The following is a 14,733-nucleotide window of genomic DNA, read 5'->3' on the forward strand; positions in this document are numbered from 1 at the left end:
ATACAACAACAAGTTCTAAGATGAAGAAGACCTCCATTATTATTGGTTTACTGATATCGTGTGTGGCGATTTATAATTGTAGCCGACCTTTAATAGCCGTGAAGAACCAGGCCGGCAATCCATACCCGGTCCGCACTTTTGACTCGACCCCTTCTGTTGACTACCTAAGTCCCGAAGCAAGCCTTAAAACTTTCAATCTCCCTGCAGGTTATCACCTGGAACTGGTTGCCAGTGAACCTATGATAAAAGAGCCGGTTGCGATTGCATGGGATGGCAATGCAAAAATGTATGTTGCCGAGATGCTCACCTATATGATGGATGCCGACGCCACAAACGAGCAAAAGCCGCTAAGCCGTATATCCCTGCTTGAGGATACCGACAATGATGGCAAAATGGACAAAAACACGGTGTTTGTGGATAGTTTGTTATTGCCCCGGATGATCTTATGCGTGGATCATGAATTGCTGGTAAATGAAACCAATACGATTACAATCAATGCCTATAAGGATACAAACGGCGACGGGAAAGCTGACCAAAAGAGGACGGTGTTCCAAAGAGATGATTACAGGATGCTTGATGCCAATATGGAGCACCAGCGCAGTGGCCTCGACTGGAACGTAGACAACCGTATCTACATAACTTATGATCCCGTGCGGTTTCGTTATAAAAATGGAATGCTACAGGCTGATTCAATTTATTCGGGACCTGGAGGCCAATGGGGTGTTACACACGATAACTATGGGCGCCTGTTTCTTACAAACGCTGGTGCCGAAAACCCCCTGGTGCGTACACAGATGAACCCTTCTTATGGTGGACTTGAATTGCCCGACCAGGTAAACAATGAGTTCCAGGAAGTATGGCCGATTGTTGCCACCCCTGATGTTCAGGGAGGTTTGATGCGCTTGCGGGCGGATAGCACCCTCAACCATTTTACAGGTGCCTGCGGACAATCTATTTACAGGGGAAACACCTTGCCCCGGAACATGGAAGGCGACTATATTATCTGCGAGCCCGTGGCAAGAATAATCCGCCGGGCAAAAGTGCTCAACATCAAAGGAAAGATAACACTTCAAAATGCTTACTACCGCCAGGAGTTTATTGCTTCTACGGATATGAATTTCAGGCCGGTGAATTCCTATACCGGCCCGGATGGAAATCTCTACATTGTTGATATGCACCGCGGTATCATCCAGCAGGGAAACTGGACAAGACCAGGATCCTTTCTGAGAAAGAAAATCGATGAGAAAGGCATGGCTAAAAACACCGGCCACGGAAGAATTTACCGTTTGGTATATGATGGGTTCAAGCAAGGGGAGAAGCCCAACATGTTGGCGGAAAGTGCCCCTAAATTGGTCACCCATCTTGATCATAAAAACGGCTGGTGGAGAGATAATGCCCAAAAGCAGATCATTTTACTGGGCGACAAATCAGTTGTACCCACTTTAAAACAAATAGTTCGCGGGGAGCAGGCCACCCTGGCCGGGAAGCCTTCTCACCTGGCCCGTTTGCATGCCTTATGGACCCTGGAGGGCCTTGAGGCGGTGAATAATGATGTGCTAACTACGGCCCTCAATGACGAACATCCGCAGATCCGGAAAGCAGGTATTATCATCAGCGAACCGTTGCTCAAAAACAATGATCGCGAAATGATTGCCAAACTTTCGGGATTAAAAAATGATCCTTCATATGATGTGAAGCTGCAATTGTACTATTCATTTTACACTATCCGGCCCGCAAATGATACTTCTTTTGCATACGGGTTGAGAACGGCCAACGCTTCGAACGAAATGTTTGCTGCGGCCCAAAGGGCGATGGACCGGAATACGGATATCAAAACGTATGGCAGCAGGCTTGCCGGTATTCCGGCTGAAGACAGAAAATCAATTTTGGCGGGTTCGGCTGTATTTACTTCTTTTTGCGCCACCTGCCATGGTCCTGGTGGCAAAGGCGTAGTTGTTGCGGGAACAGCAAATCTTGCAGCGCCTCCACTAGTAGAGTCTAAACGAATGAACGGAGACAAAGCATTACTCGCCAAAATCCTGCTTCATGGTTTATCGGGGCCCATCGATGGAAAGTCGTACCCCTCACAAATGCCAGCGCTTGCAGCAAATTCAGACGAATGGATGGCATCCGTTGTCAACTATGTTCGTTATGAATTTGGAAATGCCGCCCGTCGCTTCCGCAGACCAACCGACACCATTTCCCCTTTCATTTCCGCGTCTGAAGTAGCAGCCATCAGAAAACAATATGCCTCAAGAGTAGCAACCTGGACGTTGGCTGAACTGGAAAACACAAATGTAACTTCTGCAGTTGCTACAACAAATGCCGTTAGCACTAAAGAGGAAACTACTACGGCTGCCGCAAAAACGAGTAAAGCTACGCCCGAGAAAAAGCCGGTACCCAATTCAAGCCAGGTAAAAACAATCACCTACGCAAGCGTTCAACCATTATTACAAAAGCATATCTGTCTTACCTGTCATCAACCCGACAAAAAAGTAATCGGGCCATCTTACCGCGAGATAGCTTCAAAAAAATATTCTGTCGCGCAACTGGTGCAGCTTATTCAAAAGCCAAGTCCAACCAACTGGCCGAATTATACAACCCGAATGCCGCCTATGGCACATGTGCCAAAAAGCGATTTGACCAAAATAGCAACATGGATAAAATCGCTTGAAAAAGGCAAATAAGCTGCTACAGGAATGTATAGGTAAAAAGCGCCGGAGATCCCTCCGGCGCTTTTTTTTTGTTCACGGAACTTGTTCGCAGGCAACATTATTCCGCACCCGGCATTTATAAAAATTGCGGGCGAGGTGACATTCTGCCCCTTTGTGAAATGTTCACTCTTATATACGACGTCTGGTTAGGATGTTTCTTTTTGGACCCAACGGTGGATTGGCTATAGGGCACCGTTGCGTCGCACTCTTGTACGGCATTTTATATACGCAGCCAACATTTCGAAAAACCTGAGCATACGACATGGAATGGTATACCAGGAGGGACTTCTTATTACCAAAGAGATCCGGCTACGATTTCGAGTTGTAGCATACAACGCAAGTTCAAATCGAAACGGTTCCGCTTACTGCCTTATTTGAATAGTTGCGTTTTTAGCTGTCTCAATATCCTTTGCAACATCGGGCCGGATTTTTTTCCAATGAAATGTCAGGTGCTTGTTTTCTTCGGAACGTACCCCATTTTGTTCGCTATAATGAACGAGTGGCATCTCATTATAAATCGGGGACGTTATACGAACAATTTCATCCCAATTGGCGAGCGCATCCTCTAAATGTTTTATCGCTTTTTGCTTATGTTCCTCTTGTCCCCTGGTACGGTAGGTGTGCAGTGCTAGGGCTCCTTTTAATTTATTTGCGAAGTGCAATCCCATATTTGCCCATGTCTTTACATCAGCGACTTCAAAAAGCAAGGCAGGATTTCCTGATGTGTTGACGTTTTTTACCAGCGCCAGCGCCCTGGCGCAATCCTCCTCAAGCATTTGGATCAGCATCGGAGGCGTTACTTTTTCTTTGCCAAAGGAAGTGCCGGCACCCAGTGCCTTAACAAAGTCTGCAATGGATACATAGTCGGGATCGGTTACCGGCTGATGTATAAGGCGGTCAACGGATATGTATTCCACCCTTTTTACTTTATCGTCCAACGCCATAAATCCTTCAGCATAAAATGTCAGGTCCATGGTAAAATCAAACAGCGAACCAAGGCGTAACGGTGTTTTGCCGGCTAAAGACGATGCCTGTAATAAATTGAGGCCTTCTTTGCCATAACGGTGGGTAAACTCTGCCTGGAAAACGGCATCGGGAGTAGCAGGATTATACAACAACCGTCCCCACAACTTGTAAAACAACCATTGTCTTTCAAATGCATACTTCCAGTTAATCGCAATACCTTCTTTAGTAAAATAGTCTTTCGCGGGAATGTAGGTTTCAGACCCAATCATGTACCCACCAACATAAGATTGGTTGTTTTTGGCGATATGAGCACGTATAAAATCGGGCACACCCCAACGAAGACAAAAGAAATCTTCATTACGGGCCGTCCAGTTAATCTTATAGTTTTTTGGCTCAGGCTTAAAATAGGTGTCGTACAATTTTCCTCCGTGTACCTTTACCAGCGTTGGTGTAGAATGCGCGTGGGACCAGTTGTATTTTAAGTCTGCAAAAATCGGCGGTTGAAGAAATGAGAGTTGTCCCTGCGCCTCAATTCGTTTCCGGGTTAGTTTTTCTGTTTCGATACTCGTAACACCCAACGATCCGGTGGTACTTGAAAACGGGATCCGATGAATGAGTTTTAGTTTGCGGCCACTCAAACGCATACCTTCAATAATCGTTTGGTCCATCCAGTCTTCCCGCTGTTCGGGTGTCATGCCTGCCATACCTTCGCCAAGGGTAAGTCCCATACCGGTGATCTCCGGGTACTCCTGCAGCATTTGTGAAACACATTCCCGTGTATAGCGCTTCACCAGTTCCGATGTATCGCCTTTTACAAAGAAGTCATGTTGAAGATTATCGATGTTTACATTATGTGCTTTTGAAAATTCCGGACTTACAAATATGTTGAAGGGTATAATGTAGGTTTCTATAGCCCTTTCTTTTGCCATACGAAAGATGCCATGAAAGAGCGATTGCCATTCCTTTAATTGTGCATCGGTAAATCCCGAAGCTTCAGGAAAATTTACGGGCTTAATCATAAAGGTATAAGGGTGCAGGTTCCATAGGGTAAGCGCGTTCAGCCGGTTTTCCACCATCATGTCAAGGAAAGCTTTCCAATAATTAAGGTCTTTGCAGGTTTCGTAATGCAGATCGAGGGCATCGCTATGCCGGTAAGTATCCCAGGGTAAATCGAACTTAATCGCGCGCAGAGAAAAGCGTGGCTTCTCGGTTCGTGACTTTACCGCTTCAAGCCTGGTGCCGTTGCGCAGTTCTTCGGCAAGTGATAAAGTGCCATAAATCATTCCCCTTTCGCCGCCACCAACAACGGCAATCCTTTTCGCGGCTGCCCCCAGTTCAAATCCTTCTACGCCAACTTGCCCCATGTTTGTAGAAAGGGTTATGACCATAGCCGCATTAGTATGGTCTAAGGTATATCCCTTTGCTACCAGCACTTTTCCTAAAAGGTCGGCAGCATAATTTGCCTGTGGTGACGATTTATCGTACTGTATGTTGACCTGCTGTGAAAAAGCGAATGAAAAACAGGTTAGAAGAAAGCTGAAAAGGAAACAGGCTGTTTTATACATTGATCGTGTTTTGTGTAATTAAGCTTGTTTGCAGCCGGAACTACCAGAGAACTATCAGGCAAGGTGTTTCGGGCTTTAATGTTATTGAATAAGTTTTACATACGTGAATTAGCTGGTGACTGTTGTAAATAGGGTAGGAGTAACGCGAACTACAGCAAGTCTTTAAACAATAGATGATCCAACAAAGCAAGTCCCCGGAACACTACGTTTAAGATCGACGCTTTATCGAATTTACAGGTTTATATATTAACACTGCAGGCTGTATACGGATTGTTTGTTGGTGAAGATGTATCGTTTGAAATCTTACCTGCGCTCGGTTTATATGAACTCCTTTTGTGGTGGAAGATAACCTGTGCTGATGAACTATCCCGGACAAGAATAGGCGAAAGCTTTGAAAGGCATAGGTATACATGGTTTTTAACCCTATCCCTAAAACAAATTTGCCTTTTGCAGTTGTTTCCCGTACCCACCTGAATTGTACTGATCAGAACTAATGCATTGTAAATATTGGGGGCTGGATCGAAATTAAAGGATAAGCTGCGGCATAGACAAAAGTACAAGAGTGCGACGCAACAAAAGCCCTATAAAGAACAAATGCCTGGTACAAAAAAAATAGGTACTACCCGTTGCCGTATCTGTATACCTGACGCGGATTTTTCTACGCCGAATAGAACGATAAGGTGACCAGGGTTATGATATTGAATCTTGCCGGGCACTGCATACATATGTGCTATTTGTTTCAACAAACGATGTATGCAATGCTTTATACAGTGGTTACTTTGGTGCCCTGAGCGCAGCAATTTTTAACAGCATGGTGATCCGGTTGATGACCTTACTGTAGCGAAGTTCAGAAAGGATTGGGTATCAAAACTGACCTGGTGTGCAGCTGTAAGCTGAAAAGTTGATTGATGATCAAAGGAGATTTCGCGAACAATCCACAATATTTCATATGGCAACAAGCATCCGCTGTTTCTACAGGGGGTGCATTTTTTTATAATCCATCGCCAGCGGGGTAAGTGCAGGATTAAGTGCTAAGAGCTTGTTGATGAAATTAGATAGCGTGCAACACGCTAAAAATGTTGTGTTTAACAAGCTTTAATGCCTTAGTTTTAAACATTTGTGACAGGAAATTGCAGGAATATACCGTTTGATTATGGAGTGCCAGAATACCTTTAGCGCTGTTTAATTGCTTGTTGGCCTTGTATGCGAAAGTTGCAGACTCACTAAGAAGATGTAAATACAGGGTTGACCAAGCGTGGTTTCTTTACAGATAATAACCGGAGATACTTTTAGCCGATTGCTTTCAAACTAACTATTGATACATATGAAATCCAGCTTTACCTGCTATCCAACAATTTTCCCCCGGATCATTTCAGGCAATTTTTCGCTAATGTACCTCAAAGCGAAACCAGCCTTCCAACTTCAATCACCATAGATTTTGTCCTGTATTGTACCGTCGTCTCTTCGTGGGTTGCGGTCGTGCAGGTATTCCCCCAGATAAGTTGCCCATACAAATCCCATTATCAAAAAGCGCAGCATGAATTTTACTTTACAATCGCGTCCCTGGCTTTCCGTGTTCACCTTGCTGATTGCAGCTATTGCATTCAGCCTTCCCTTGTCGGCTCAAAATTCGCGGACGATTACCGGTTCAATCAGGGATCAGTCCGGAGCTTTCCTTACGGGTGCAACAGTAGCCGTTAAGGGCACTGTAATAGCCACTACATCTGATAATACAGGAACATTCAGGATCACCGTTCCGGTAAACACGAAAACGCTTATCGTAAGCTATGTTGGAATGGGTGAACAGGAGGTTAACCTGACCAAACAAAGCGTGCTCGATGTACGGTTGAGTTCCGGGAGTTCTGCTTTAAACGACGTGATCGTTGTAGGTTATGGAAGGCAACGGAAAGCGAGCGTTGTTGGAGCAATCAGCCAAACAACGGGTGCGGTGCTGGAAAGAACCGGCGGGGTAAGCAACCTTGGTATGGCACTAACGGGTAACCTGCCAGGACTTGTAACGACCAGTTCAACGGGCATTCCAGGGGGTGAGGATCCGCAGATACTGATCCGTGCTCAAACGACATGGAACGGTGGCGGTCCGCTTATTCTTGTAGATGGGGTTGAGCGTCCGGGTGCATTGGGTACAATAGATATTACGTCGGTAGAAAGTGTATCCATTTTAAAGGATGCCTCTGCAACCGCGGTGTATGGTGTGAAGGGAGCTAATGGGGTTATCCTGATTACAACCAAGCGTGGCGTAGCAGGCAAACCAAGCATCCGGATCAGGTCTAATATGACCATGAAAGTTGCTTCGAAGCTGCCAAAAAAGTATGATGCTTATGATGGGCTTGCATTGAAAAATGAAGTGATTGAGCGTGAGCTGATGGCAACTACCGCGGGCTGGACTTCTTACAAGCCCCAAGAGATACTGAATAAATATCGTTTTCCGGCAAATGAGGCCGAATGGGACAGGTACCCCAACGTGGACTGGGAAAAGGAATTATTCAGGAGCAATGCAAAGTCTTACAATACAAGTGCTAACATTTCCGGCGGTTCAAATTTCGTAACCTATTTCGCTGCAATAGATTTTGTTTCGGAGGGTGACCTATTTAAGACGTTCCAGAATGGGAGGGGCTACAATTCAGGCTATGGTTATACGCGTACCAATGTGCGCAGTAATCTTGATTTCAACCTGACAAAAACAACCAAATTCACTACGCGCTTATTTGGATCAAATGGTGTTCGCCAGGGACCGTGGGGAGGGCTTGATGGTGAAGCCGCTTACTGGGCATCAGCCTACAGAACCTCTCCGGATGCTTTGCGGCCAATTTATTCAGACGGCACCTGGGGTTGGTTTGCACCACGCAATGCCGATGTTCCAAACTCAGTTTATAACCTCGCCATCTCAGGTATAGAAAAAAGAACAACTGCACAGCTAACCACTGACTTTGTACTACAACAGGACCTGAGCGTGCTTTTGAAGGGATTGGATTTCAGGGGTAGCTTATCGCTCGACAACAGCTTTAGGGAAAACGGACGCGGTATCAACGACCAGTTCAATGGACCTCAAAGAAAATGGATTGATCCTGAGACTGGCGTAGTAACGCTTGAAACACCAATTAATACAGGTACACAGCTGGACTACTTTGATCCGGTAAGGTGGTTGAACCAGGCAGGTTCGGTAGACCGGGGACAAACTTACCGTCGCTCCAACTACCAGATTCAATTAAACTATGCAAACAAATTTGGCAAACATGATGTAACGGGTCTTGCGCTATTGCAACGCGAGCGGTATGCAAGGGGTGGTGAGTTTCCGTGGTTCCGTGAAGATTGGGTGTTTCGTGCTACCTACAACTACGACTCGCGCTTTCCTGTTGAGGTTAACGGAGCCTATAACGGTTCAGCTAAGTTTGGCCCTGACTACCGCTTTGCTTTTTTTCCGTCATTTTCAGCCGGCTGGATGCTTAGCAATGAAAACTTCATGAAGAATGTTGATTTCATCAACCTGTTGAAGTTCCGGGGATCATGGGGTAGAGTAGGCGACGACAATGGTGGTGACCGGTTTGCTTACTCGAACCAGTTGAGTTTCGGCGGCAATACCCAAATGGGAAGTCCGCTTGCCAATACACCCTATTCCTTCTTCCGGATAACCCGGTTGGGAAATCCCAACCTATCGTGGGAGACTGTAGAGAAGCGGAACATAGGTGTTGACTACTCGTTGTTCAAAGGAAAGATTTCAGGTAGTGTAGACGTATTTAGGGATGACAGGAGCCGCATTATCATAGCCGGTAACCAGCGTGCTATTCCAACCTATTTTGGTGTAGCTGCACCACAGGCTAATCTCGGCAGGGTGAAAGGAAAGGGTTATGAGATTGAGTTGCGATTGAACCACACCTTTGGTAAAGCAATACGGGTTTATGCAAATACAAATATGACCCATGCAGAAAATAGAACCATTTTCCGTGATGATCCGGAGTTACTGCCAGCTTACCAGAAAAATGCCGGCCAGATGTTGGGTCAATATCGCTCGTACCTCGACTATGGTTTTCTGCAAACCTGGGATGATATATATGGTACCGCGCAGCGTGCTACCAACGACCAAAACAAGTTACCCGGTGATTATAAAATCATAGACTTTAATGGTGACGGCATTATCGACCAATATGACCTGGCACCACATCAGTACAGTGGTTCGCCGCAGAACACCTACAATGCGACGATCGGGTTAGATTGGAAAGGCCTGAGTTTCTTTGTTCAGTTCTACGCGGTGAATAATGTAACCCGCCAGGTTAGGTTCCCAACTTTTGATACTTACCCCAATTCGAACGTTGCTTTTGTTGAAGGTAGTTTTTGGACAAAAGGTGAAGGTGGCGAAAAACCAATGCCTCGTTGGTCTACGCTCTACCCTGCAGGTGGTGACGGAACCCGGTTTGTTTATGATGGGTCGTACGTTCGTTTAAAGAATGCTGAACTTGGCTATACCTTAAGTGGCAGGACAATCAACAAACTGGGGATGAAGTCAATGAAGATCTATGTAAATGGAAACAACCTGTTGTTATGGACCCGGATGCCTGATGATCGTGAGTCTAATTTTTCGGGTGCCGGTGATGGTGGTAATGGAGCCTACCCGACTGTAAGGCGATTCAATTTAGGTTTAGACGTCAACTTATAAATTTAGTACCATGAAAAGAAATATAACATCAGTATGGTTACCAATTACAATCGGTTTTTGCTTTATCCTGGTGCTCAGTTCCTGTAAAAAGTACCTCGATAAATCACCGCTTGTAGATATCGAAGAAACAGAACCGTTTAAAGATTTCCGCAATTTCCAGGGGTTTACAGAAGAATTATACAGTGCCATTCCAATTCTTAGTTCAACCCAAAATGCCGGTCATAGTAACTGGAACTGGGGAGATGATGAATACTGGGAGCCCACAGAAACCCGTGTTTGGGCCAATAGCATCGACCAGGGCAACTACCCGGTGTGGAACACCATATTTTACGGCTCGTGGATCAGAACCGGCGGTAATCCGTCAAGTCAAAATAATTGGGACAAGGGCAACCTCTGGGGACTTGCCTGGTATTCGATCCGGAAAGCCAATATTGGGATAGCTAATCTTGATTTGCTTAAAGATGCAACCCCGGAAGAAAAGCGCCTCCTGGAAGGACAGCTGTACTTCTTCAGGGGATGGTATCACTTTATGCTGATGCAATACTGGGGACATATTCCTTATATCGATGTTGCTTTGCCAACTGATGAAACACCGAGGTTGAAGCAATTGAGCTACCGGGAAGCAGCAGACAAGGTTGCTGCCGACCTGCAGAAAGCTGCGGACCTGCTGCCGGTTAATTGGGATGAAACCACTGTAGGCGCGCAAACGCGTGGAAATAACAATTTTCGCATCAACAAGATTATGGCACTGGCTTTCCTCGGTAAAAATCTACTGTATGCCGCAAGCCCGTTGATGAATCGTGAAGCCACAGGTAGCAGCAGCTACAACGAAGAATACAGTAAGAAGGCCGCTGATGTTTTTGGACAGGCGCTAAAGCTTACAGAAGAAACAGGTCGTTATAAACTCGCAGATTTTTCGCAATACTCGCAAATCTTCTACACCTTCAACCAGAACGGAAAAATTCCGGGACTTGAGGAGGCGATATTCATGGAGAATTTAGCAGGAGCGGCCGGCCGTTTTCGCTGGAACCAGGTTAACGATTATCGTCCCCCGACTATCAATAACTCAGGTATTAAAGTATACCCAACAGCCAACTATGTTGATTTTTATGGAATGGCCAATGGGCAGCCTATTGCTGATCCGGAGAAGGCTGATCCGATTTCAGGATATGATCCACAATATCCATGGAGGGATCGCGATCCCCGGTTTTACCACGACATTATGATTGATGGCGAAAAAGCGGTTAACAACGCTGCAAACGTGGGAAATAATCAATTCAGGCAGTATGCCAGTCTTTATACCGGTGGTTTATACCGGACGGACAACCCTAATAAAGCAGTGTTTACGGGTTATATGCTATCCAAGTATATCTCCAAGCTGATGAATGATTGGGACGGGTATAAGGAGAACAATGCAATGGTGTTAAGCCTGTTGCGTTTGTCTGATTTGTACTTGATGTATGCAGAGGCTGCTTCAGAAGGTTATAATTCTCCGACCGGCAAGGCTCCGGGGTATTCGAAAACGGCAGTTGACGCTGTTAATTTCGTAAGAAGCAGACCGGGATTAAATGTTGGGCCGGTAGCTGACCGGTTCCTGAGCTCACAAGAAGGTTTCAGAAGTGAATACAGAAGGGAACGTGCTGTAGAACTTGCTTTTGAAGGCCATCGCTTTAACGACCTGCGTCGCTGGCAGTTGTTGACACAGCGGCCTTACACCCTGAAGAAAGCCGTAGAGTTTGACCGGGATATGCCTAACAACGACGTTTATGCCAACTCAAGAAATGCACGTGTAAGAAATTTCAGGGAACGGATACTATTTGAGAGACAATTGGGTGAACGACACTACTGGATGCCATTCCTGCTTAATGATGTAAACATGTATTCCGATTTTAAACAGAACCCGGGGTGGTAATTTTTAAAAAGCATTTAATGAAGAAAATTTATCTAAAAGCCTGCTGTGTTCTGATCGCAACATCTTTGTTCAATATAACAGGCTTGCAAGCGCAGGAGATTTCAAAAACAGAGCAAGCATCCGGCGCTGATAGTACGGTACACGTAGCGTTTAAATCCGTTGCCAGGGAAGATTTACTTGGTGGGGTTTCGGTTGTAGATGTAGAGGAGTTGCTAAAGAAAAACTATGGCACTTACAGCCTGGATAACCTCCAGAGTTTTGTTGGCGGGTATACGGGTAATGTATGGGGACAAGAGGCGCTTATCCTGGTAGATGGAATTCCACGCCAGGCGGCCGACGTTCGCCTGGTTGAAATCGCAACGATTTCAGTTTTAAAAGGCGCCAGCGCCGTTGTTCTATACGGCAGTAATGCGGCAAAAGGTGTAATTCTTATTACAACAAAAAGGGGTAATATAAAGCCTTTATCCATTGACGTGCGGGCGAATACGGGCATGTTCGTTCCAAAGAGATTTGCCAATTACCTGGGAGCAGCAGATTATATGACCCTGTATAATGAGGCAAGCCGTAACGACGGGATTGCTGAGAGATATACCCAGGGTGTAATTGATAGTACAAGGTCCGGAGTAAATCCATTCAGGTATGCCGATGTAGATTTTTTCAATGGTGATTATCTCAGGAAGGCTTATAGCCGCTCTGATATTACCACGGAGATCTCGGGCGGAAATGACATGGCGAGGTACTATACCAACCTCGGATTGTCGCACAACAACAGCATCATGAACTACGGGGACCAGAAGAACAATAAGGATCTGGCCTTCAATGTTCGCGGTAATGTAGACATGAACCTAAGTAAATGGCTGAGTGCTTCCGCGGATGCGGTAGTTAATATTTCAAACAGCTATACAGGCAGAGGTAACTTTTGGGGAGCGTCGAATACGTTGCGCCGAAACTGGTTTTCGCCCCTGATCCCGATTAGCATGTTAGATACCGCTAACAATGCAGCCAATAGAACAACCGTAGAAAACAGTAATAATGTAATTGACGGGAAGTATTTGCTGGGGGGACTGTCAACTGATCAGACAAATGCCTTTGCCGATATGCTGGCGGCAGGATACATCAAAAGAAAAAACCGGACTTTCTTATACCAGGTGACCGCGAAGGCTGACCTGGGAGCTGTTGTTAAAGGCTTGTCATTTAGTTCTGGTTACAGCATGGATTACCGGTCGGTGTATTCAGAAGCTTACCAGGTAGCTTATGCAACCTATGAACCCACATGGTCCACTATCAATGGCCAGGATGTAATTACCTCGCTAAGAAAATATGGTGCGGATGGTAATACAACAACTGAAAGTATCGGGCAGACTACATATGAACAGACAATGTCGTTCAGGTCGCAATTCAACTACGACCGTTCATTTGCCGGCAAGCACAACGTAACTGCGGCCTTGTTGGGATGGTGGTACATGACACAGTTTTCAAGTGACCCTGACAATGATGGTGGCAGCGATTACCATCCATTGCGAAATACAAACCTCGGTTTCCAGGCTGGCTACAATTATCGCAGGAAGTACTATGTTGATTTCTCCGGGGCATTGGTGCATTCAGCCAAACTTCCGCCAGGTGGTCGCAACGCGGTGTCACCAACCTTAACTGTAGGATGGAGAATCAGCGATGAAGCATTTATGAAAAACACATTTGCTTTTGTTGACAACCTTAAGCTTACCGCCTCTTACGCTTCTATAAAACAGGATTTGGATATTACCGGTTTCAGGCCGAATGGTACTACTCCGACTGACTATTACCTATATGCAGGTTTTTATGGTAACGATGGTAACCTGGGCGGGTGGTATCCATGGCGTGATGGCGCGTCTGGTGGCTTCACCACTTTGTCTGGCCGCGGAGGTAATCCCAATCTCACCTTTATCGAAAGAAATGAGCTGCGTGCAGGATTAGAAGCGTCGTTGTTCAAGGGCCTGATCACGCTCGATGCCAACTACTTTTTGCAAAACACCAATGGCTTACTTACGAGAGGTGCAACTCTGTTCCCTTCTTACTTTACAGGTTCAGGAGATTTCCGCCCTTATTTAAACTATAACAACGACAGGCGTTCTGGTGTTGACTTCGCCCTAAACGTAAACAATAAGGTTGGAAAATTAAATTACTCCGTAGGTGTTACCGGAATGTTCTTTTCGTCGAAGGCTGTTCAACGCGATGAAGTTTACCAGGACGCTTATCAGTACAGGGCAGGAAAAAACCTCGATGCCTATTGGGGATACATTAGCGAAGGATTATTTCAAAGCCAGGATGAGATTAACAACCACCCCAGGCAAACCTTTGGTGGTACGCTTAAGCCAGGTGATATCAAATATAGAGATGTTAATGGGGATGGTATCATTGATACAAAGGACCAGGTTGATCTGGGACGAAACGGCTGGGCAGCAGCACCATTTACATACGGCGTTAACCTTACTTTGAAGTGGAAAAACCTGACCCTGTTTGCTCTGGGTAACGGACAAACTGGTGCGATAGGGTTTAAGAATACTTCTGAGTATTGGGTGAGGGGAACAAACGTATTCACCGACAAAGTATGGGATCGCTGGACAGAGCCTACAAAAAGCACGGCTACATTTCCAAGGCTAACAACAACAGCAGGAAATAACAATTACCAGAATTCCAGCTTTTGGATGTACAAAACAAACCGGTTTAATCTTACCAGGATACAGCTTACCTACGACCTTAATGAGCAGATTTTTAAAAAATCATTTGTGCATGGACTTAGCCTGTACGTTGCAGGCGACAACTTACTTGTTGCAGCCAAAGAGCGTGAACTAATGGAAACAAATATTGGATCTGCTCCCCAATTCCGCTTTTATAATTTGGGTGTAAAAGCTGCCTTTTAACAAT

5 protein-coding genes are annotated in these 14,733 nt (G+C 45.6%); 4 read left to right on the forward strand and 1 reads right to left on the reverse strand.

Features of this window, described 5'->3' with window-relative positions:
* Nucleotides 1-20: 20 nt before the first annotated feature.
* Entirely contained in the window at nucleotides 21-2,687 is a 2,667-nt protein-coding gene (locus EXU57_RS16985) for a c-type cytochrome (protein WP_133269429.1), read from the forward strand.
* A 389-nt stretch (nucleotides 2,688-3,076) separates the two neighbouring features.
* Here EXU57_RS16985 and EXU57_RS16990 read toward each other — a convergent pair whose 3' ends face one another.
* Nucleotides 3,077-5,245, reverse strand: a complete 2,169-nt coding sequence (locus EXU57_RS16990) for a glycoside hydrolase family 20 zincin-like fold domain-containing protein (protein ID WP_133269430.1) — start codon at nucleotides 5,243-5,245, stop codon at nucleotides 3,077-3,079.
* Between the two features lie 1,537 nt (nucleotides 5,246-6,782).
* Between EXU57_RS16990 and EXU57_RS16995 the strand changes: the two genes are divergently transcribed.
* From EXU57_RS16995 to EXU57_RS17005, 3 genes are read left to right on the forward strand one after another with little or no spacing between them, the layout of a single operon-like run.
* The gene (locus tag EXU57_RS16995) at nucleotides 6,783-9,917 is read left to right on the forward strand and encodes a SusC/RagA family TonB-linked outer membrane protein (RefSeq protein ID WP_133269431.1); all 3,135 of its coding nucleotides are present in this window, start codon (nucleotides 6,783-6,785) and stop codon (nucleotides 9,915-9,917) included.
* Between the two features lie 10 nt (nucleotides 9,918-9,927).
* Nucleotides 9,928-11,829 carry a RagB/SusD family nutrient uptake outer membrane protein gene (locus tag EXU57_RS17000; RefSeq protein WP_133269432.1) on the forward strand — a complete coding sequence of 634 codons (1,902 nt, stop codon included), beginning with the start codon at nucleotides 9,928-9,930 and terminating at the stop codon, nucleotides 11,827-11,829.
* A 17-nt stretch (nucleotides 11,830-11,846) separates the two neighbouring features.
* Complete coding sequence (locus EXU57_RS17005) at nucleotides 11,847-14,729, forward strand: SusC/RagA family TonB-linked outer membrane protein (RefSeq protein ID WP_133269433.1); 2,883 nt, start codon at nucleotides 11,847-11,849, stop codon at nucleotides 14,727-14,729.
* Nucleotides 14,730-14,733: the final 4 nt, after the last annotated feature.

This window comes from Segetibacter sp. 3557_3 (genome assembly GCF_004354985.1).
Taxonomy (GTDB): Bacteria; Bacteroidota; Bacteroidia; order Chitinophagales; family Chitinophagaceae; genus Segetibacter.

Bases quoted from the DNA above. Each gene is read 5' to 3' on its own strand.
- EXU57_RS17005 (WP_133269433.1), top strand. From the start codon at position 11,847: ATGAAGAAAATTTATCTAAAAGCCTGCTGTGTTCTGATCGCAACATCT.
- EXU57_RS16995 (WP_133269431.1), top strand. From the start codon at position 6,783: ATGAATTTTACTTTACAATCGCGTCCCTGGCTTTCCGTGTTCACCTTG.
- EXU57_RS16985 (WP_133269429.1), top strand. From the start codon at position 21: ATGAAGAAGACCTCCATTATTATTGGTTTACTGATATCGTGTGTGGCG.
- EXU57_RS16990 (WP_133269430.1), bottom strand. From the start codon at position 5,245: ATGTATAAAACAGCCTGTTTCCTTTTCAGCTTTCTTCTAACCTGTTTT.
- EXU57_RS17000 (WP_133269432.1), top strand. From the start codon at position 9,928: ATGAAAAGAAATATAACATCAGTATGGTTACCAATTACAATCGGTTTT.